The organism is Streptomyces caniferus (assembly GCF_009811555.1).
Classification (GTDB): domain Bacteria; phylum Actinomycetota; class Actinomycetes; order Streptomycetales; family Streptomycetaceae; genus Streptomyces; species Streptomyces caniferus.
Genome location: NZ_BLIN01000005.1, coordinates 1,556,020 through 1,577,590 on the forward strand (window position 1 = coordinate 1,556,020; position 21,571 = coordinate 1,577,590).

Below are 21,571 nucleotides of genomic sequence, written 5' to 3' on the forward strand. Positions count from 1 at the left end.
TACGGGCACGCGCCATCGGGGGCGGTTGTGTGGTGTGCGGGTCATCGGGGGCTGCTCGCTGTGGTGTCGGAGGCGGTCACGCTCTGGGTGGGGATCGTTGTGTACTGAGCTGCCTGGATGCGGTAGCGGTCGCGGAAGAACCCCGGACCGCTGTCGTCGAGGAGTTCGTCGAAGGTGCCGCTTTCGACGACGCGGCCGTGGTCGAGGACGTGGATCAGATCTGCGGTGCGTACCGAGCCGAGGCGGTGGGTTATGAGCAGGACGGTCTGGCCGGCTGCGGCCAGGGTGCGGATGCTGTCGAAGAATTCCTGTTCGGCCTTGGCATCGAGGGCGGCGGTGGGTTCGTCGACGATCAGCACGCCAGCTGCCCGGTAGTGGGCCCGGCCGATGCCCAGGCGCTGCCACTGGCCGCCCGAGAGGTTGTGGCCGCCCTTGTATCCGCGGGCAAGGAGCGTCTTGAGGCCACGCGGCAACTCCTTGACCAGTTCGGTGGCAGCGGCGGACTCGATGGCCTGGTCCAGGCGCTCCTGGACGATCGTGGCGTCGGGGCGGCCGATGGCAATGTTGACGGCGGCGGTGAAGGGCCAGCGGTAGAAGTCCTGGCCGACGACTGCAATCTTGTCGATGAGCGCCGTGCGGTTGACGAGCGCGGCGTCGGTGTCGTCCCACAGGATGCGTCCGGCATCCGGCTGATAGAGCCCGCACAGCAGCTTGGTCAGGGTGCTCTTGCCACTGGCGTTGTCACCGACGAGAGCAACGACCTTCCCCGTGGGGATGGTCAGGGTGGCGCCGGCCAGAGCGCGAGTTGTGTCCTTGCCCTGGTAGGTGAAGTGGACGTCTTCGAAGGTGATCTGTTTGGGGAATTCAGGCAGAGGGAGGCCGCCGGTGGGGATGGCTCGGGTGTCGGCTTCGCGGCAGAGTTGGTGGAGGTCGCCGATGAACAGGCTGTCCTCATGGGCGGAGTTGATCTGCTGGACGAAGTTTTGGAGGCTGGAGGCGCCGTTGCGGATGGCAAGGACGGCCGTGCCGCCCACGGACAAGGCCATGGCCCCAGTCCACAGCAGCCCTCCGAGGGTGGCGTACGTGGCCACGGCGGCCAGCCCGCTCCATGCGGCAGCGATCAGACCGGTGCGGGCGGCCAGGCGGGACAGGCGTTTCTGCTCAGCCTCCTGGGATTCGGAGATGGCACGGAAGCTGCGGAGCAGGAACGGGGCGACACCGTGGACGCGGATTTCGGGGGCTGCGTCGGTGCTGATCAGCAGGCTGCTGATCAGCTGCCCGGCACGAGCGTGCTGGACATAGGCGTGGAAAGACAGGTAGCGGCGGCGCGCCACGGACAGGGCGGCCCACGCGCTGGGCAGGGACATCGCGACGAGCATTGGCAACAAAGCGGGGTGCAGCACTGAGAGAACCCCGGCGGTGGCTACGAGGGACATCAGGGCGTTGACGATGCTGGTGCTGTACCTGACCAACCGCCGCGCGGATCCGGCCCCGTACTGGGCACTGTCGAGGAGCCGGTGGAATTCCTCGTCCTCGATCGCCGCCAGCTCCACGTTCGCGGTGTGGGAGAGGTACATCTCGGTGGCGACCCGCTCCACCTTCGGCTCCAGCTGCCCGGTGCCCGCGGTGGACAAGGCGCGCAAGACGGCCGAGACCATGGCGGTGAGACCAGCAGCGGCCAGGGCAGGAGCCGCGTGGCTGAGCCGGTCGACGGTGCTTCCGCTGTCCAGTAGGTGGCTGAGCACGCGGTTGACGGCGATGAGGCCGACGGCCTGGCTCACTCCCCGGCCGACCTCCGCGAGAGCGACCAGCCGCAGAGCTCGCCGGTCCGCTTGCCGAGCCAGTCGGATGGTGCCGGACAGCAGCTTCGGGAGCTGGGTGACCATGGAACGAAGGTTCAGCTGAAGGAACGCGTCCTGATGCTTGTTCCAACCCATGTCGTAACGCAACGGGCCGCCGAACAAAAGCTCCTCGTGGTCCGGCGTCGCATCGCCGTCTGCAGCGGCCCTGCGGGGGGTCGAGGCGGATTCTTCTGTCATGGGCGGAGCCCTTCGACGGGGACGTGCTGTATGTCCGGGGACTGGGGCGCGATGGGGTAGTTCCACAGGCCAGTGGCGGCGCGGATCGCGGCATCAGCCTGCTTACGTCCTTGCGCGCCCCAGCCGAACAGCTCGACGATGCGGTGCGGCGTGGCGAGCAGCCGGAGCATGGTGTCGCCGGTGGCCGCGTCGGGGATGGAAGGCCCGATATGGGTGATGGCGCTGGCCATGCGGACGCGAGCACAGGCGCGGATTCCGCTGTAGGCAGCCGAGGTCGTGTCGTGCAGGTATCCGAGGTAGTGGGTCGGTCCGAGCGCGAGGTGTGCTTCCTCGTGGGCTTCTCGCTGGAGGGTCTGCGTGGGGTCGGCGTCCTGTGTCTCGACGGTTCCGCCCGGGAGCATCGGCAGTCTGCGGCGGGTGTCGATCAGGACGAGGCAGCGTCCGTCGGGCACGAACAGCCAGCCCCAGCATTGCGTGACGGGCAGGGAGCCGGGAACCGGTTCGCTTTCGTGCCAGGGCCATTCCATACAGAGCCGTGGCGGCGCCAAGTCCCCGAATCTGTGTACAGCTTGGGGGCGGACAGCGGTGATGGTCACGGACTGCTCCTCACGTAGGCGGTCGGAGGGGAAGCGGGGGGAAGGGAGCACCAGGCCCAGGGAGTGCCCGAGGTCTGCCCTTCGGCGTACGGCCTCGTCTCCGACCGGTTGCTCCCCACAGGAGTCGACCGGAGACGAGGGGCTCATCGGGTCCGCGACATAACGGCTCGGCAAGGGGCGCGCTCTTACGAAGAGCGCGGGGCCTCCCGGGAGCATGCTGCCAACTGAAGGCTTCGCGCGGAGTGACCGCGCCGGCGCCGGTATGCCAGGACGCTGGCGAGGGTGACGAACCAGTGCTGACCGCGATACACCGCGGTGAGATATCCCGCGGAGACGAGATGCTCCACGACCTGTGTACTGACGTCGAGGATTCCGGCCGACTCCCGCGCCGTCAGCAACAGTCCGTCGAAGGCACCGCCCTGCTCCGTCCGGCGCGCTTTCATGCGGCCCCCCTCCAGCCAGGTCTCGGCCTGCCTCTCGACATGGCGGCTCACGCGTACAGCGACCGACGGTGCTGCTGGATCCTGGCCTTCGGCCGTCGGACCGACGGGCCGCCGCCTCGTGCAGGGTCACAGGGCTGCTCCCTTGCAAAGCAGCTTGAGCGTCACGCGGGCACGATGAACGACTTCGTTGTCGCCGGCACGCGTGCCCCACGCCAAGCCGCTGACAGCATCCGCCGCGGCCAGCATCGGCAGCACCTGCCGCTCGGGCTCTGTCAGCTCCCGTCCGTACCCAGTGAAGAACACCCTGCGCAGCCACGGTTGTTGCTGCCACGGGCCGACGGCCAGATGCACGAAGTCATCAACAGCCAAAGCAGGTCGCGCCCGCTCGAAGTCGAGCAGGGCAGCGCAATCGCTACGCCCGTCCCAGAGAACGTTGCGTTCCTGCGCGTCGCCGTGGATGAAGGCGGCAGGGCACGCCTCCAGGTGCGGGAGGTTCCTGGCAAGCCGAAGCACCGTCTCCTCCTCGGTGCGCGTGAGCAGGTCACCTGCCGCAGCTACGTGTTTGCCCACGGATTCCGTTCGCGCGCGGACCTCCGCGCGAGAGTCCCAACTAGCGCTGCTGGAGGCGTGCGGAGCGTCATGGAGCACGCGCAGCAGCCAGCCGACCTGACGGTGCACCTTGAGGAGGTCGCGCATGGTGAGCCCTGCGGCGACGGGCTGGCCAGGTGCTGCTGTGAGCAGCAGGGCCAGCTGATCGGGGTCGGCGGCCTGGAGACGGGGAGCGCGGTCGGGGCCAAGGGAGGGCACAGCGAAGCGGTAGGCATGAGTTTCGCGTGCGTAGAGCGCCTTGGAGGGCGAGATCTTTAGGAAGTACCGGGTGCTGTCGGGACAGGTCAGTTCCCAGACCTTGGAGCTCTCCCGATCCCACGAAGTGTCGCGTACGAGCGTGATGGGGCCGATCACATAGGAAGCCCAATCGAGGACGCTCCCCGGAATGCTCATGCGGGGCCGGGCCATCGGAATGCTGGTCAACACGACCACCCATCTCCGTATTCGACTGGCCGTTGGCAGCTCATGAAGACTCCTCGATCAGAGCAGGTTGAACAGGGGGCAGGCTTCGAGCTGGAGTGGATACGGGAGGGGCAAAGATCGGTGCGACGGTCAGGCAGCTGCGGCGACGCGCTGCGGTCTCATTGCGCGCATCTCACCTTCCGGTCACGAACGTCGCCTCAACGCTTGAATCCGGCCAAGTCAATTGATCGGTGTGGCACTCCACCTGGCTGAGTACAGCGCCGCGGTATGCCAACACCTTCTGAAGCCCGAACGGGATCCGGTCTATTGGCCAGGTGGAGGCGCGTCTACCGCGCTTCTCCCGCTAGTTGGCAGGAGGTTGAGGATGCCTGCCGCACTTCCTCGCCGCACATCCCGACGGTGATATCACTGAAGTGATAACGACCAAACACTGTGCGTTGGTCGAGACCAGGGGACGGGAGACGTGGTGGTCGGGGAGGAGAGTCGGTGCTGCAGCCGATGTGGTTGCCGGTTGAGTCGTTACAACGTCACTCCGCGATGCGGGGCATGTGCTCGCATCCTTGGTGTCGGCGACGCGGGTCTGTCGTCGTCGAGGGTTCCGGAGCATGTTTGGCGGGATCACCAGGTGCGGGAGGCTCTGGCCGCATGGGACTTGGGGAAGATGCTGAGCTTGGTGCGCCACCTTGCCTCTCTTCGACAGGAAGACACAGCGCAGATGACGGGCCTGAGCCAATCCGCGTTGTCCATGCTGGAAAATGGGACTCGGCCCCTCACTCACATCGACAAGATCACCAGGCTGCTCGATGGACTAGGAGTCCCGCCTGAGCTCGTGCGGCTGCCACTTGCGCGTTCTGGTGCCGCACCTCGTGCTACGGGAGACGATGGTTCGGCTGCTCCTGCACCAGAGGAAATCCCGCCCTACGAATGGGAGAGCCCTCTCGCCGTCGCCAGGAGAATGAACGCCACCACCTCCTCAAATACGGACCCTGAGAGCGTGAAGGTCCTGCAGCGGTCGGTGGAGGACATAGTGGCGCGCTACGAGGCCAGAGGCCCTCATCGGATGGCGCCCGAGGCGGAAGACCTGCGCAGATACGTGCAAGAACTCTTGGAAGGGCGGCAGCCACCCCGTCAGCAAGAGGCACTGTTTCGTTTGGCGGCACAAGCTTCCGGACTGCTCGGCTACATGGCTGTGAACGCCGGCCGTGACTCCTTGGCAGAGGCGTACTGCGCTGAGGCCGAGAAACTCGCGAGTGCCATTGGCGATCAAGACCTCCTTATGTGGATCGCCGGTACCAGATCCCTCAACGCGTACTACTCAGGCGATTTCGTCACAGCTGTTGGGTGGGCAGACGCTGGCGTCGACCTTGCGCCGGCGCATCCGCAGGCCATCCGGCTGTTGGCCAATGGACGGGCGAGGGCACTGGGCAAGATGGGCGACAGGACGGGAGCTGAACGGGCACTTGCCGTCGCAGAGGAACTCACCGTGCGGCATCGACTACCTGGCGGGCTAACCTCCTGTATCTCATTTGTCCCTTATGGCGCCGCTCGAACGTTGGCAAACGCGGCTACTGCCCATCTCGCTCTCGGCGACACTCAGCGAGTCCTGGAGTGTGCCGACCAGATTGATGATCTCGTAGAGCAATCCGATTCGGCATGGAGTCGCGCTCTGGTCCGTCTGGACGTGGCTACGGCCCTCCTCAACGGGACAAGCCCGGAGGTCGAACACGCTATGTCGATTGGGCAGCAGGTGCTCTCGGCCGGGAGCGGACCGCCGATCCGCTCTGTTGTTCAGCGTGTCGGCGAATTGAACGCTCTCGCGGCACGATGGCGAGGCCAGCCCGAGGTAAGGGAGTTCGCCGAAGCGCTACAGGCATGGCGAGCGACCCCTCAGACCCAGCTCATCGCCAAGGTCTGCGACGATGGCACAGCCGTGTGACCGATCGAGGAGCAGCGGGTGCAGCAACTCCAGTACGTTCAGGCGTCCTTTCCGCCGGCGCCTCCGCCGTCCCTGGCCGATCCATCAGTGATCGCCGCGCACGAATGGGCCGCATTCGGCGAGGTGAGTGAGATGGTGAATCACTGGGACAGGCCTGGGTGGACGGCATCCACTCGCGCGTACTACTGGATGATCACTTTTCCTGGTGCCTCCGCACTCATCCAGCGGGCTCGACAGTGCCAGCAGGCGCTGCGCTCCCTCGCCTTCGACGACATTGCCGAAGACGGTCTCCACCTGACGCTTGGGCGTATCGGGTCGTCGACCGAGATCTCGCTGGACCAACTGGATCTATTGATCGCTTCCGTCCAGGTCGACGCCTCCTCATCCGTTTCCCTGCAGGCAGTGCCCATGACCGCCTCCCGTGGCGCGATCCGCTTCAGCGTCGCGCCGTGGGCACCATTGATCGATCTGCGCATCATGCTCGCCGAGGCAGGGGAGAACGCCGGCCTTCCTCTTCGGAAGCCGACATCGGGATTCCGCCCGCACATCGGTATCAGCTACTGCAATCGGGCCACGCCTGCGGCAACTGTCCGGGACATGGTGAGACCGTTGCGCGGCCTCGACGCCGTGGAGGCGGAGGTGAAACAGGTGCACATAGTCGAGCTGCGGCGCGAGCCGTCGGCCTACCGATGGGACGTGATCCGCACGCTGGAACTCCCCACGGCAACCCTTCATTGAATCGGCCGGCGAGGGGAAGAGTCAGCAGTCCACAGGCGTAAGCAGTCTCTGCTCCGCTACATACGTCACCAGATCATTGACCAGCGCGGAAGCGATGCAGAGCGGCACCCGAGCGCCGTTCTGCGGGTTGGCTGACCAGATCGGGCGTCGTCTGCGGTCTGGGATGTCGGATTGCGTGGGCTCGTACTGCTCCCCAGCGTTCCGCCAGACTGCTGACCCAATACAAGCCTCTACCGTGCGCGGCATCGAGGTCATCGCAGGTAGATCGGGCGGCTAACGGAGAAGGATCACCATCCTGCACTTCCACCCGCAGCACAGGCGATTTCCATCTGGCGCGGACTGAACTCTGGGCCGCCTGGGTGTGTTGAATGGCGTTGGTGAGGAAGTGGTCACCAACAGCGCGGGTGTGCCGCAGAGTTCGCCTGCTCTCCACATAGGAAGGGCTGCCCGCGAGATGGCGCGCACCTCTGCCGCGAGGGCGGTGTCGACCACGAGCGCCCCTCCAAGCACTGCGGGAGGCTATCCACCAAATCCGCCATCTGGCGACTGGCTCTCGTTCGCCTTCTGGTCGTTCCGTCTCGCGTAGCAATCGACTGTGGCCAAGATGTGCTCCCGCGGTCGGCTGTGCACATGACAGCAGTGATATCACTCATGTGATATGGGCTTGCGAGATGCTGAACGGGCAAGGTTCTGGACGCCAAGCTGAAGGCAGGCTCATGCAGGGAGACCGACGGCGGTGCATCGGGTGCGGCTCCACCTTGAGTCGCTACAACGCAGAAGCGAAATGCGGACCCTGTTCACGGCCAACTGCCGTGTGGCCATCTGTACCGCAGCGGGTTTGGCGGGATCCCCAGGTACACCAAGCGCTGGCGGCCTGGGACTTTGGGCAGGTCAGCCGCCTTGTACGCGAACGTGGATCGCTCCGGCAGGAGGACATCGCCCTCCTCACTGGGGTGCCTCAGCCGTTTCTCTCGATGATGGAGCGAGGGTCCCGCAGGCTGACACATATTGACAAGATCATTAAATTCCTGTCAGGGCTTGGCACCCCACCAGAACTCGTCAAGGTCCCACTACCCACTGCACCAGTTCGTCCCCCTCAACTGCCCACCGTCACTGCAGCCGCGGACGACCAAGACCCCGATCTCCCGTGGACGGTGGACCGTATGGTGACGGCACTGACCCGAGCGGTAGGAGGTGGGGCAATGGATCGTCGCGGCTTCCTTGCAGTGAGCGGAATCGCGCTGACGGCATACGTGCACAACTGGAGTGTGGCCGAGGCGGAACCACTCGTTCGGTTGCAGAAGGGCAGCAGGGTCTCCAACGAGCTGCTGCTGTCTCTCCAGAAAACGACAAACCACCTTCGGGGAATGGACGCGAGTTCCGGAAGCGGCACCGTTGCGAAGCTTGGTGACGATCACCTAACGCTCCTTCGAGACATTGCCAAGCACGGCGCGTACGACGAGTCCGCGGGCCGACAGCTTGCAGGGCTCATCGCGGATACGGCGACGCAAACAGGGTGGTTCACTTTCGACTCCGGCGCGCCTGACGAAGCCCAGTCCTACTTCTTGGCGGCCTTACGTGCTGCCCGCGCATCGGGTGATCCGCGATTGGGCGCTGGCGCGCTGTCCTACATGGCGATTCGCGGATATTCCACAGGGCATCCGCGAGATGCGGTCACTGCCGCACGGGCGGCCCTCGACAAGGTCAAGACGCTGAATGTGCCGGCCCTGGAAGCGATGCTGCTCACCCGGCAGGCCCGTGGGCACGCCATGCTCGGCGCGCAGCAGGCGGCCCTCAAAGCATTGGGACAGGCGACGGAGCTATGCGCACGGGGGCGATCTGAGCACGACCCGCACTGGCTGTATTGGATCAATGACGGGGAGATCCAAGGACAAGCTGGCAGCTGTCACCTCGCTCTCGGCAACCCACGGCAGGCGATCAATAGCCTTGCCCAAGCGAGGGAGGCCCTCAATCCGGCGGATGTTCGGACGCGGGCACTGTTCCTCTCCCGCGCAGCCACTGCCCAATTCCGAGAAGGCGACATAGAAGCCGGGGGCACCACGGCCAACGAAGCCATGGACCTTGCTGAGCATCTCCAGTCTGCTCGGCTGAACGAACACGTCCACTCCATGGCCAGCGAGCTCAGCATGGTCTCCAACACACCGCACGCTCGGGAGCTGATTGAGCGGTCTGTTCTGGTTACAGGGAAGGGGGTACCGCGGTGATCGAGAACCCTCCGGCACTCGTGCTCTGGGACATCGACAGGACTCTGCTCTACGTCGGCAATGTTGACCGGCAGGTATACCGGGAGGCGTTCTTCGAAGTGGTTGGACGCCCAGCTGAACGGCTCCCCGCCCGTGGCACGGGAGTGACAATGCCCCTCGCGATCGGAAGCCTGCTTCGGGAGAACGGAGTGGCAGCCAGCGAGGTGCCGAAGCTACTGCCACGCATAGCGGAACTGCTCCCCAAACGCCTGGCCGATCACATGGCAGACCTTCGAAGCGAGGGCGCACTGATGCCAGGTGCTGTCGCTGCCCTGAGGGCAGTGCATGCCCACCCCGGCCTGGCCTCCACGGTGGTCACGGGCAACCTCAAGCCAAACGCAATCTTGAAACTCGAAGCCTTCGAGCTCGACCAATTCGTGGATGTCGAGATCGGGGGATACGCCTCTGATGACGACAACCGGCCGGCGCTCGTCGCTATCGCCCAAAAGCGCGCCCAGGCCAAACACGGCTCCACGTTCGGCCCTTCCAAGACCGTAATCATTGGCGACTCCCTCGAAGACGTCCGTACGGGGCTTGAAGGCGGAGCAGCTGTCATCGCCGTCGCGTCCGGCACGACTCCTGCGACGGCACTCCAGCAGGCAGGAGCCGACGTTGTGCTCGATGGGTTGACCGACATCCAGCAGCTGATGGGCGCACTTTCGGAGGCACTTTCTCCGAGCGAACGTCTCTGACCGGACTCGGAGAAGGAGCGGCAGATGCGGCCTGTGCGTTGTCGTCCGGGGCTGTGGCGGTGGCTGCGGCACGGGCAGGCGCTCCCCGCAAATTGGCTTTACGCAGCTCGTGTCCGTGCATGCGCAGTACGTACGAGGTCATGCCCCGGTCCTGGAAGTACTCGGCGATCTGCCCGGTCATGTGGGCTCCTCATGAGGGCGGACAGCAATTGAATGAATGGAGGGACACTCCCGTGCCTGAGAAGGTCACCAAGGACAAGGTGCTGTGCTACGTCGTGCGCGAGGGAAGGCTGCTGGTGTTCCGGCACGCCGAATATGACTACGAGGAGGTCGGCATCCAGGTCCCGGCCGGCAGCATCCGTGAGGGCGAGACGCCGGAGGCGGCAGCGCTGCGGGAGGCCCGCGAGGAGACCGGCCTTCACGACTTCAAAATCGCGCGGAAGCTCGGCGAGACCGTGTACGACATCAGCCCGTACCGGTTCGAACTCCAGCGTCGCCACGTCTTTCATCTGGAGCTGACCGAGCCCACTCCGGAGCGGTGGATGAGCCAGGAGGACCACGACGGGGAGCAGGAGCCCACACATTTCGAGTGCTTCTGGATTCGGCTGGAGGCAGCCCACATCCTGCAGGCCGGCCAGGGCGCCCTCCTGGGGCGCCTGTACGACTGAGCTCCATTCGGTCACGTCCCCCGGGGGCAGCCGATGCACCGCACCAACGAACAGCACGAGCACAATCCGATCGCCCAGATGTACCGCCGTCCGGACGCCGAGTACCACTGTCTCGCAGCTCACGGCCCCGTACCCCTCTGAGCACGGCAGCACATCGAGCAGGTGAATTGTCATGGAATTGCCAAGTTGCCGCAGAATCGTGGCGGCTACCGACAACGCCCGGGAGTTCTCGCATGTCCCATGTGACGGAGACAAATCCGCTCGCCCCTTACGTCCGCGGCGACCTGCCCGGCCGCTTCAACGAACTCGACGTGCTCAGGCGGCACTGGGCACGGTTCGCCGCCGTGTCCCAGGGCGCGGTGGTTCCCCCCTATGAGGTCTTGGTTCATCCCTCGAGCGGATGCAATCTGCGCTGCGCCTGGTGCATCGGAGACCACGTCCCCCTTGAGCTGTGGGACGAGCGGCGCGAGCAGTTGGTGATGCTGGACGCGGCCAAGGACGCGTCGGACCGGCTCCCGGACCATCTGGCGAGCCCGGAGAACATGCTCAAGTTGATCGGTGACATCGTCGACTACGAGGTCGAGGCTCCCTACCGGCAGGGCGGCGAAGACCGCTCCGATGTCTTCAAAGTGGAAGCAGTGTCGTTCTCCGGGCTGATCGGCGAACCGCTTGTCGCCCGCAAGGCCCTGATCCCAGCGTTCGCCCTGCTGGCCGAGCGCGGAATCCGCTACGGGATCTTCACCAACGCTGTACTGATGGATGACGCCTGTATAGAAGCTCTGCTCCCAGCGGGATACGTGCACATCAGCATCGACGCCGGCACACCAGATACCTACGCCGACCTGAAGTACGGCGGCCGCAAGGCCGGCAAGGTCATGTTCGAGCGCGCGATGGCCAACCTGGCGCGGCTTGTGCAGCGCCGAGCCGAAGCCGGATCGGAAGTGGAGATCAACACTTCCTTCGTCATGTATCCCGAGAACTTCCATGAGGTCTATACGGCTGCCCGCCTTATTCGTGAAGCAGGCGCTGACAGCTTGCGCTTGAAGCAGGACAACTCCGGCGAACGCCCACTCACGCCCGATCAGGCCAGCCATGCGTCCCGGCTGATCGAGCAGATCCGCAGTGATCTGACGACCGATGCCTTCCGGCTGCTTGAGATCCACAAGATCGGTCAGACCGCCGAGATGGCGCGGACGTGTTCTACGTGCTCGATCACCGACCTCATGGCCGCGGTGGGCTCCGACGGATGTCTGTACCCGTGCAACTACCACCCCCGGCCTGGCGGCTTCAGCTACGGCAGCGCGTTGGAAGAGTCCTTCGCGACCGTCTGGGAAGGCAAGCTGCGCGGACAGCTGCGCAGCCAGCTCCCAATGATCTGCCCCAAGGTTTGCGACCCGTTCAAGAACCGGTCGAACCGGCTCCTGGCAGAAGCCAAGCAGGTCGCAGCGACCGGCGGTATCGATCTTCTGGAGGGGCACGTGGCCAACTTGGTCAACGGCGGTGCCTACCTGATCGAGCGGTGACATCTGTGCAGGACAGCTTATCGGCCAGCGATCTGCAGGCCTGGGCACGTCGCCCCTCTACTTTCCTTTGCCGAGACCGTTTCGGCGCCCTGATGGCGGGAGTCGAAATTTTCGCGCCGCCACCGGTCGTCGATTACGTGGCGTGGTACACCGAAGGCTTCTTCGCTCGAGGAGATTCCCCAGCGAGAGCACGGCTTTTCATTCATGACGTGGGCCCAGAACTGATCCGCTCGGTCAAGGACGCCCGGCTCACATCGCCCCTGCGCCGAGCGATTTTGCCGCCTTCGTCGGACACAGTCTGCTTGGTGGATGACACTCGCTCAACAGTCCATCTGTTCCTGGTGGCAGCCACCAGCGACGAGCCCATGCTGATGGCGGTCCGGGTACTGCGCGCGCTGGTACTTCGCACACTCCTTGGGGATGGCTGCCCGTTCTTCCACGCGGCGTGTTTCACGCTCCGCGGGGTGGGCGTGGCTTTGGTCGGGAGGCGGACAGCCGGCAAGACGACGCTGCTGCTCCACTGCCTGGACAGCCTTGGGGCGGCACTCGTGGGCAACGACAAGTTCGCCCTCGTGCAAGACGCCGACTCGAACGCCGAAAACGCTCTTGGCTTCCCCATCCAGATCGGGATCCGCGCGGGCAGCGTGCTGGCCCTGGGTGACGGCCCGCTGCGGGCCTCTCTCATGCGCCGGTGGTCTCAGCGGTTCGGCGACATCGAAGCCCACCGCAATGACCGTGAGACCCGTCTTGGGATACGGCCGCAGGAGTTAGCCGCCACGGCAGACAGCACGGTGATGCCTCAATGCCATCTCGGCCTGGCCATTGAACCGTACCTTGATCCACACGCGGTCACACCGCGTCTGGAGAGGCTCAACGATGACGAACGCCGGATGCTGTGGACGCACAACCTGCTGCGCCGTCCAGCCGACGTCTTCCCCCAGCAGGCAGCCTTGGCCGGACCGGCCAGCGAGACCGAGCTGCGGATTCCGCAGGTTCCCACGTACCGGCTGATTCAACCGCCGGCTGCGGGCCCGCTGACGAGCCGAGTGATCGAAGACCTAGTGTGCCGCGTGTCGGTGGATGGATGAGGAATATGCGCATTCTCGGAATCGCCAGCGATCTGCACATCTCCTCGGCCGCGCTGATCGAGGACGGACACGTCCTGGCGGCAGCGGCGGAAGAACGCTTCACCCGGCGCAAGCACGCGCGCGACTTCCCCGCCCGCGCGATCGAGTACTGCCTGTCCACCATCCCAGATGGTCTCTGCGGCCTGGACCGGATCGCGGTGAGCACGAACCCGACGATCGACTTGAGCGTGCCCGACGGCCGCTATGCCGGACGCGCCCGCTGGCATCCCGAAGGGCTCTACTCGATACCGAACAACCTCGCCGCTCTACTGGACGCGCCGTATCAAGGGTGCGCCACACAGATCCTGCAGACCGCAGGCGAGCCGCTGCACATCGACTACGTCTATCACCACGATGCGCACGCGGCGAACGCCTTCTTCCTCTCACCATTCGAGTCGGCCGCGGTCCTGACTGTCGATGGCCGAGGCGAGGACTGCACCGCGCTGCGCGCCGTCGGGAACCGCAACACCTTCACCACGATGGACACCATCCCCTACCCCCACTCGGTAGGGCTGCTCTACGGCGCAGTCACCCAATATCTGGGCTTCCGGATTGACCGGGACGAATGGAAGGTCATGGGGCTGGCCGCCTACGGCGACCCCAACAGCGCTGCCTACAAGCTGCTCCGAGACCTCATCGGCTTTCAAGACGGCACGATCCGCCTCGACCTCAACTACTTCGCCTACTACCTTCGCCCCTCTCGCAGCGCCGTCAGCGAGGCGTTCATCCACCGCTTCGGCCCGCCCCGCCTACCAGATGAACCCGTCACCGCCCGGCACCATGACATCGCCGCGGCCGTCCAGCATGTGCTGGAGGACGCCCTTCACTACCTCCTCGCCGACCTGCACCAGCAGACGGGGCTGAAAAGGGTTGCCCTGGGCGGAGGGACGTTCATGAACTCCGTCTTCAATGGGAAGATCACGCCCTCGACGCCGTTCGACGAGGTCTTCATTTCAAGCTGTCCCGATGACAGCGGCACCTCTATCGGCGCGGCCCTGTACACGCACTGCGTCCTGCTTGAGGCCGAGCGCGGTCCGGCTATGACTCACAACTACTACGGACCTTCCTTTGAGCAGACCGCGATCGACGAGGCACTGGCCCTGGCCAAGCTGCGCGCGCCGGCTGTGGACGATCCGGCTGATGCCGCTGCACACGCGCTAGCCGAGGGGAAGATCATCGGCTGGTTCCAGGGAAGCATGGAACTCGGGCAGCGGGCGCTGGGGAACCGCTCCATCCTCGCCGATCCCCGCAGTGTGCGCATGCGTGACCAGGTGAATAGCGCGGTGAAATTCCGTGAGCCATGGCGGCCCTTCGCCCCGGCCGTACTTGCTGAGGATTTCGCCACCTACTTCGGCCCGGAACCAGCGGTGTACTTCATGGAGCGCACGCTGCCGGTGCGGGACGAGGCGCGGAACCTCATCCCTGCCGCGGTCCACATCGACGGCACCGCCAGACCTCAGACCGTGACCGTGGACACCAATCCGCTCTTCCACCGGCTGATCACGGGATTCCGTGACCGGACCGGCGTCGCCGCGGTCCTCAACACCTCGTTCAACCTGGCAGAGGAACCCATCGTGTGCAGCCCCCAAGACGCGATCCGCACCTTCTACTCTTCGGGGCTGGACTTGCTCGTCATGGGGAATCGGGTGCTGACCAAGTGACTACGACGATGGGCGCGGTGGAGCTGTCCGCGTGCCTGCGCCAGTACGGATTACAGGTGAGCGGACCTGCGCGGCTGCTTTCCGGCGGGCACGTCGGACAGTCCGCCGTGGTTCCCACGGCCCAGGGGCTGCTCGTCGTAAAACGGTGCAACCGGCGGTTCGACTCGGCACGCGTTCAACTCGCAGCTCAGGCACATCAGCACGCGGCCCGGGCCGGCCTCGCCCCGCCCCTGAGACTCACTCGCGATGGCCAATGGACCGCCCAGGTCGAAGATGCCACGTACACCGTGGCCGAGTACGTCGATCAAGCGGAGCGGGCTGGGCCAGCTGGCTTTGCCTCCGCTCTCGCCGCTCTGCACAGCCACTTCGAAGGCTTCAGCCCGCAGGGTCGCTGCCCCAACTTTCTTCAACTGCCCGACCCTCCCGCGGCAGACTTGGAGCGGATCCGGCGGCAGACTGACGATGCAGCCAGCCAGGAAGCGATCCAATGGCGAATCACGATCCTCGCGGAGTTCGGGCTCGAAGCGCAGTCGCTGGCTGCCGAGCCCCGAAGCTGGGTGCACGGCGACGCACGTCCGGACAACCTGCTCATCACGCGCCGCCCGGACCGTCGCCTGTTCATCGACTTCGATCAGGTCTCCCGCTTCCCGCGGCCCTATGAGATCGTCCGGGCCTTCATAGCCTGCATCAGCCCACGGCTGTCCGCGCACCGGTTGGGATCGACGTTCCGGGACTATCTGAACGCGTACCACGCCGTCGCCCCGATCCCCGCAACCGATCGCGCAATCATGATCGACCTATACCTCACCGTTCAAGCGGCGGAGACACGCACCTTCACCACGCCCCAGGGCGAGATCCGCGGCATGCCGGCTTTCGCGCGTGCCCGCCACCAGCAGTTGACCTGGATCATCGAACACCGCGACCTCCTGCGCAGGGTCGCAGAGGAGGCTCAGCCGTGACCACCCTCGCTCTCTTCGGCGGGCCGCCCATACGGACCCGTGCCTTCCAAGCCTGGCCGCAGTCCGACCAGGCGGAGCTTGGTGCGCTTGCCGGTGTCCTCGCCAGCCGCCGCTGGGGAGGGGTCCACAGCGGATCACAAGGTGAGGCGTTCGAAAGGGCGCTCGGCGAGTACCTCGACGTTCCGCACATGGCGGTGGTGTCGAGCGGTACTGCTGGACTCATGATCGCCCTGAGAGCACTTGGTGTCCAAGCCGGTGACGAGGTCGTCGTCCCCGCCATGACCTATGTGGCGACGGCCACCGCAGTATCCGTACTCGGCGGTGTGCCGGTGTTCGCGGACATCGACGCTGCCACCCACACGATCGACCCTTCGTCCGTGGAAGCTGCGATCAGCGAGAAGACGAAGGCGATCATTGCCGTTCACCTGGGCGGGCACCCTGCCGACATGGACCGCCTCGGACTCATCGCCGAGGAACGCGGCGTCCCGATCGTTGAGGACTGCGCCCAGTCTCTCGGCGCGACCTGGAAAGGCGCTCACACCGGATCGCTTGGTCGGGTCGGCGTGTTCAGCTTCGCTAATACCAAGAACATCTCCGCCGGAGAGGGTGGAGCGGTTGTCACACAAGATGGTGAGCTCGCGGCACGTATAGCGTCGCTACGCGATCACGGGCGCCCCCTTGGCGTCACCGGTCACCACCCCGAACTGGGCTGGAACCTGCGGCTCAGCGAGTTTCAGTCCGCCATACTGGGCGTCCAACTCGAACGCCTGGACTGCCAACTCGCAGCGAAGACCAAGTGCGCAGCGTTCCTCACCAGCGTGCTGTCCAGCGGGCCAGGATTGCGGCCTGTGCCCGCCGATCTCGATCCACGGGTAACCAGACACGGCCGGTTCTCCCTCGCGTTCACCATCGACGCCGAAGCATTCAGCAACATTTCGACCAGCTCCTTCCGCTCCGCGCTGAGAGCGGAAGGCATCCCTGTCGGTCTCCGCGACCTCATCGCCTGTCCCGACGAGCCGATCTACGCCGACGGCGCAGCCCAGGACTATGCGCACTCACGAACCGTGTCGTGTACGCGGGCCCGTACTGCCTGCACCAGGCTGGTGCTGTTCGGACAGGCAGCCGGGTCAGGCATGCTGCTCGAAGACCCATCGGAACTCGCCGATGTCGTACGTGCAGTGGAGAAGGTCCACGACAACTGCAGCCAACTCCGCGAAGCGGAACTTCAGCGCGCCACGACCCATGTTCCATCCGATTCCTAGCCAAGGAGAGTCACATGCCCCGAGCACCATTCCAAATCCTCGTCGTACCATTCCGCCGTGTCGGCGAGCAGATCGAATACGCCGTTCTGCGCCGCCAGGACATGAATATCTGGCAGGCAGTCGCCGGCGGCGGTGAATCAGGCGAGAGCCCACAGCAGGCTGCCGTCCGCGAGGCGCGTGAAGAGCTCGGCCTCGATCGGACAGTCGCGCTCTACCCCCTGCAGACCACCGCGAGCATCCCAGCACGGTTCTTCGCTGATCGACACAGTTGGCCAGCGGGAACCTACGTTGTGCCTGAGTACTCATTCGCCGCGGACCTGACCGACGTAGAAATCAAGCTCTCTGACGAACACACCGACGTCCAGTGGCTGGACTACAAGGCGGTCAACGACCTGCTGCAATTCGACAGCAACCGCACAGCCCTGGGTGAGCTTCACGAGCGTCTGCTGGCCGCCGACCTGCCCCGACAGGTCGAGTCACAGTGATCGACGCACCCTCCGAACCGTTGCGCACAGTGATACTCGGCCAAGGCTACGTCGGCCTGCCGCTGGCCATCCGGGCAGCGCAAGTCGGCCACCAGGTCGTGGGATTCGACACCGACGCAGACCGCGTGAAACGGCTGCAAGCCGCAGAGTCGTCGAACCCTGACGTGCCGGCGGAGCTGATCGCGACAGCTCTGGCGAACGGGCTCTACGCGCCAACGACTCGCCCAGAAGACTTGGCCGGATTCGATGTCGCAGTGATTGCGGTTCCGACCCCGCTACGCGACGGCGCACCAGATCTTTCCGCGATCGAGCATGCCGGCCTGGCGCTCGCGCCACACCTTGAGCCGGGCTGTGTCATCATCCTGGAATCCACCACGTATCCGGGAACGACTGACGACGTTCTCAAGCCATTATTAGAAGCCGCCTCCGGGCTTCGGGCAGGTGAGGATTTCCACCTCGGCTACAGCCCCGAACGGATCGACCCCGGCAACCGAATATGGACCCTCCAAAATACGCCGAAGATCGTCTCCGGGGTAGACGATGCGTCTCTGAAAGCCGTGAGTGACTACTACCGGAGCCTCGTCGACACTGTCGTCGAAGTCTCTGCGGTGCGCGACGCCGAACTGGCGAAACTCCTGGAGAACACCTTCCGCCAAGTCAACATCGCCTTGGTCAATGAAATCGCTGTCCACGCCCAGCAACTCGGCACCGACATCTGGGCGGCACTCGATGCCGCATCCACCAAGCCTTTCGGTTTCATGCACTTCACACCCGGCCCCGGCGTTGGCGGGCACTGCCTTCCGGTCGACCCCACCTACTTGTCCTGGCAAGTCCGGAGGCAGACAGGCCAGGCACTGCGGCTGATCGAGGCGGCCGACGAGGTCAACTCCGCGATGCCCGCCTATATCGTGAAGCGCCTGACCGATGCACTCAACCGGAAGGGCCTGCCGGTCAACGGCTCACGCATCCTCCTGCTCGGCATGGCCTACAAGCCCAACACCGGCGATACCCGGAACTCCCCGACGATCACCATCGCCCGACTCCTGGCCGGACACGGAGCTCACGTTGAGATCGTCGACCCTCACGCCGACGATCCGGTCGGCCTCGATGTCCGAGTGCACTATTCCCAGCTCACCGCGAACAATACGGCGACGTCCGACGCGGTCGTCCTGCTGACCGACCACGATGCGTTCGATCTCCAGCTCATCGAGGACCATGCGCCGTACGTCTTGGATTGCCGAGCACGCCTGAGCGGCGCGCATGTCGAACGCCTGTGACCTGTTGTCCGACTTGCTCCTACCCGAGGACATGGCCATGCCCCACGGACCCTCAACATCAAGGGATTTCGCTTCGAGTGACCGCTGCCTGGTGAGCCTGCCGAAAGCCGACCTGCACCTCCATCTCGAGGGCGCCATGCGGCCCGGAACTCTCGCAGAACTGGCAAGCACCTATACCAAGCCGATGCCGCAGGTGGACTCCTACCGCTCGTTTGACGAGTTCCAGCACTGCTATCGAGCGGTCGTCAAGCTGATTCGAACACGAGGTGGTATTCGGCGCCTGGTACGAGAGGTCGTCGAGGACGCGGCAGCCTCGGGAGTCGTCTGGATCGAGCCACATTTCAATCCGACGACCTACGCTCCCGCGCTCGGCTCGGCCGAAGACGTGCTTGATCTCGTTTTGGACGCTGGAACTGCGGCGGGCAGAACCCTCGGCGTCGGCTTCGGACTCATACTCAGCGCAAGCCGCAACCGCGATCCGCGAGATGCCACTGCTCTCGCGGGACTCGCCGCCGACTACGCCGGCCGCGGCGTAGTTGCCTTCGGTCTCACCGGTGATGAAGCTGCCACTCCTCCGGAGGCGTTCAGCGAAGCCTTCGTAATCGCCCGGGACGCAGGACTGATCATCGCACCACATGCAGGGGAACTCATGGGCGGACCGAGTATCCGCAGCACACTCGACGCATTGTCCCCCGATCGGATCGCCCATGGAGTTCGCGCAGCCGAACACCCGGCGCTCATGGAACACCTTGCCAACGAACACATCACCTTGGACGTGTGCCTGACGTCCAACCGCATCCTGGGAGTCGTCAAGCACATCGAAGAACATCCCTTACTGCACCTCTTGGAGAACGGGGTGCCATGTTCCCTGGGTTCCGACGACCCTCTGCTGCTGAAGACCAGCATGCTCACGGAGTACCAGATCGCCCGGAACCAACTGTCGATGACAGACGGGCAACTAGCCGCCATAGCCAGCACATCGATCCAATCGTCCGGGGCACCCGCCGAGCTCATCGCACACACCTTGATCGGAATCGCGGATTGGATGAAACAAGTTTTCCCAGATCCTGCCGAAGGGCACCCCACCGTGCCCGCGAGGAGACGAACGGCGTACTGCTGAACGAGCACAGTGGCTGGCCCTCTTCGACGCCCTCCCCCAGTGGCATGAGGTGATCGAGGCCGGAGTGCGGCGCCTGGCCGACGGCGTCACCCGCATGTGGGGACTGGTCGCGTACGACAGCTGCCAGGTCACCACCCCTACGCCGGCCTTGACCTGGCGCCCGCCGAACGCAGGGTGCGGCCCTCCCGCGCGACCGGACCGAGTACGCCCAAACGTGTTCATGGCGATGGAGCATGCTGAGACTGCGACTGCCCGTAGCCGCTCATCGCCCACGTGGCTCAGTGGCAAGGACGCGACCTGCGATCCCGCACAAGGCACTACGCCCTCGGCGGTTGCGCATCGCCGGAGCACAGCCGGGCTGCCGGGCGTTGGCGTTCTACGGGCCTACGTCGAGGACTCGCTCCATGACGGTTTCGAAGAAGTCCTGGAACTCCGAAAGGCCATGCAGCGGTGGAAGTCCAGCGGCCACGCTTCCGTGCCACGCGGCGCCCACCAGTAGCTCTGCGGCCTCGTGCCACTCCTCGTCGCCATGCACCTGTACCCGGGAGGCAGCAGCCATGGCGCGGGCAGCCTTCCTGGCGGCGACCGCGGCCGGCGTATCGGGGCCGGTGAGCTCGTCTGCCCTCTCGTACGTGAAGGGACAGCGCCCCTCGGAGCGGATGACGTCTGAGCACATCAGGGGGTCGGAGTCGAACACACCGACCGCAGCGCGGGCCAGGCGGCGGCCGTCGGGTACGGCTCCCGCCCGGGACAGGGCGAGGAACGCCGTGTGGTAGATCTCCGCGCCCGGTTCGAAGCCGGCTTCCAGGAACCCCTCTCGCCTCATTACCGCATTCCCCGCTTCCAAGCACACAGCCCGCGCCTTCCTAACCTTCGTCGGATCGGCGTCGATGAACTCGTTCTCGATATGGGCGTAAGCGCCGACCCACATGCCGCGCTCCGCGAGGACGAGTGTGATTCGGGTCAGGGAATCGGCGGCGGTGGTGAGGCCAGCCGTACGCATTGCGTCGGCAAGGTCCAGTTCTTCCTGGGCAGGGGCGAACAGGCGAAGGGCGGTGGTGTACTTTACGCCACTGGCGGCCTGGATCTGGCGGGCAACGCGTGCAGCGCGGGTCTGGAATTTGGGCACCGCAGTCTCGAATTCCGGCGGACTCCGCCCACGCCTGCCCGCCTCGTCGGCCGATGCTGATGTCGTCCTTCAGAGCGCGGGCCGTTGGCCTTGGCCGATGCTCACCTGCGGCGTGGGCGCTGGTGTCGGCGAGTGGCAGTACGCGTCTAGCCACTCAGGCAGGCTACCAGCCACTCTCAAGGCCAATCTCGAGAGCAACCAACCGCGTCCATGCGGGACGGGGGTTCAGCCCCCGGGGTCGTGGCGCCGGACGCGCAGGGTTGGCAGCCGCTACCCGACACCGGGAGCTGCGCGTCATGAAAGGGGATCAGAAGGGCGATCGGGCTCGTCTCCTTGGCCGGCTCGGCCGGGTACTGAGCACCGCGGACCGCCACGACGAGTCGGGGTTCGGCACAGTTGCATTCTCCTGTCGCCTTGCGACGACGGCGCTTCGTCGCGGGCGGGAAAACCGGGTGGTCCTCCACGCACTGGTCTGGAGCGCGTCGATCGGACCTTGCGGTGACGCCTCGTGTTGCGCTCGACCGCTGCTTGCACTCTGCGGTGGAGAAGAACAGGAGCATCCCCGCCAGAAGCCGGAACACCTTACCGTCACCCTGACGGGGCCTCTCAGCTTCGGCAGA

At 65.1% G+C, this 21,571-nt stretch carries 18 protein-coding genes; 13 read left to right on the top strand and 5 right to left on the bottom strand.

Annotation, left to right across the window (positions count from 1 at the left end):
- Positions 1-41 precede the first annotated feature (41 nt).
- From Scani_RS23435 to Scani_RS23450, 4 genes are all read right to left on the bottom strand, one after another.
- Positions 42-2,039 (bottom strand): ABC transporter ATP-binding protein, encoded by a 1,998-nt coding sequence (locus Scani_RS23435; protein WP_159479528.1) that lies wholly within the window; start codon positions 2,037-2,039, stop codon positions 42-44.
- Positions 2,036-2,491 (bottom strand): NUDIX hydrolase, encoded by a 456-nt coding sequence (locus Scani_RS23440; protein ID WP_159479530.1) that lies wholly within the window; start codon positions 2,489-2,491, stop codon positions 2,036-2,038. Before Scani_RS23440 ends, Scani_RS23435 begins: the two co-directional genes overlap by 4 nt.
- Before the next feature lie 329 nt (positions 2,492-2,820).
- Positions 2,821-3,078, bottom strand: coding sequence for a helix-turn-helix domain-containing protein (locus Scani_RS23445; RefSeq protein WP_159479532.1), 258 nt, complete (start codon positions 3,076-3,078; stop codon positions 2,821-2,823).
- Between the two features lie 126 nt (positions 3,079-3,204).
- On the bottom strand, positions 3,205-4,113 hold the full coding sequence (locus Scani_RS23450) for a phosphotransferase (protein WP_159479534.1): 909 nt from the start codon (positions 4,111-4,113) through the stop codon (positions 3,205-3,207).
- Positions 4,114-4,735: 622 nt separating this feature from the next.
- Between Scani_RS23450 and Scani_RS23455 the strand changes: the two genes are divergently transcribed.
- The 13 genes from Scani_RS23455 to add all read left to right on the top strand — a co-directional run bounded on the left by Scani_RS23455 (position 4,736) and on the right by add (position 19,822).
- Complete coding sequence (locus tag Scani_RS23455; protein WP_159479536.1) at positions 4,736-6,046, top strand: helix-turn-helix domain-containing protein; 1,311 nt, start codon at positions 4,736-4,738, stop codon at positions 6,044-6,046.
- 18 nt (positions 6,047-6,064) lie between these two features.
- Positions 6,065-6,784, top strand: a complete 720-nt coding sequence (locus tag Scani_RS23460) for a 2'-5' RNA ligase family protein (RefSeq protein WP_159479538.1) — start codon at positions 6,065-6,067, stop codon at positions 6,782-6,784.
- A gap of 716 nt (positions 6,785-7,500) precedes the next feature.
- Positions 7,501-9,009, top strand: a complete 1,509-nt coding sequence (locus tag Scani_RS23465) for an NsdA family TPR-like regulatory protein (protein ID WP_159482331.1) — start codon at positions 7,501-7,503, stop codon at positions 9,007-9,009.
- Positions 9,006-9,740 (top strand): HAD family hydrolase, encoded by a 735-nt coding sequence (locus tag Scani_RS23470; RefSeq protein ID WP_246296120.1) that lies wholly within the window; start codon positions 9,006-9,008, stop codon positions 9,738-9,740. The genes Scani_RS23465 and Scani_RS23470 overlap by 4 nt, the downstream gene beginning before the upstream one ends.
- 233 nt (positions 9,741-9,973) lie before the next feature.
- The gene (locus Scani_RS23475) at positions 9,974-10,408 is read left to right on the top strand and encodes an NUDIX hydrolase (protein ID WP_159479540.1); all 435 of its coding nucleotides are present in this window, start codon (positions 9,974-9,976) and stop codon (positions 10,406-10,408) included.
- A 233-nt stretch (positions 10,409-10,641) separates the two neighbouring features.
- Positions 10,642-11,931, top strand: coding sequence for a radical SAM/SPASM domain-containing protein (locus Scani_RS23480; protein WP_159479542.1), 1,290 nt, complete (start codon positions 10,642-10,644; stop codon positions 11,929-11,931).
- On the top strand, positions 11,928-13,019 hold the full coding sequence (locus tag Scani_RS23485) for a hypothetical protein (protein ID WP_159479543.1): 1,092 nt from the start codon (positions 11,928-11,930) through the stop codon (positions 13,017-13,019). Before Scani_RS23480 ends, Scani_RS23485 begins: the two co-directional genes overlap by 4 nt.
- A 5-nt stretch (positions 13,020-13,024) precedes the next feature.
- A complete protein-coding gene (locus Scani_RS23490; protein ID WP_159479545.1) occupies positions 13,025-14,719 on the top strand; it encodes a carbamoyltransferase family protein in 1,695 nt (564 codons plus the stop codon).
- Entirely contained in the window at positions 14,716-15,678 is a 963-nt protein-coding gene (locus Scani_RS23495; protein ID WP_159479547.1) for a phosphotransferase, read from the top strand. The genes Scani_RS23490 and Scani_RS23495 overlap by 4 nt, the downstream gene beginning before the upstream one ends.
- Positions 15,675-16,940, top strand: a complete 1,266-nt coding sequence (locus Scani_RS23500; protein ID WP_159479549.1) for a DegT/DnrJ/EryC1/StrS family aminotransferase — start codon at positions 15,675-15,677, stop codon at positions 16,938-16,940. The genes Scani_RS23495 and Scani_RS23500 overlap by 4 nt, the downstream gene beginning before the upstream one ends.
- 14 nt (positions 16,941-16,954) lie before the next feature.
- Complete coding sequence (locus Scani_RS23505) at positions 16,955-17,425, top strand: NUDIX hydrolase (RefSeq protein WP_159479551.1); 471 nt, start codon at positions 16,955-16,957, stop codon at positions 17,423-17,425.
- A complete protein-coding gene (locus Scani_RS23510; RefSeq protein WP_246296121.1) occupies positions 17,422-18,702 on the top strand; it encodes a nucleotide sugar dehydrogenase in 1,281 nt (426 codons plus the stop codon). Before Scani_RS23505 ends, Scani_RS23510 begins: the two co-directional genes overlap by 4 nt.
- Before the next feature lie 91 nt (positions 18,703-18,793).
- Positions 18,794-19,822, top strand: coding sequence for an adenosine deaminase (gene add / locus Scani_RS23515; RefSeq protein WP_246296122.1), 1,029 nt, complete (start codon positions 18,794-18,796; stop codon positions 19,820-19,822).
- Between the two features lie 376 nt (positions 19,823-20,198).
- Here the strand turns inward: add and Scani_RS23520 are convergent, their stop codons facing one another.
- Positions 20,199-20,951: a hypothetical protein gene (locus Scani_RS23520; RefSeq protein ID WP_159479555.1), complete on the bottom strand. Its 753-nt coding sequence runs from the start codon at positions 20,949-20,951 to the stop codon at positions 20,199-20,201.
- Between the last annotated feature and the right edge of the window lie 620 nt (positions 20,952-21,571).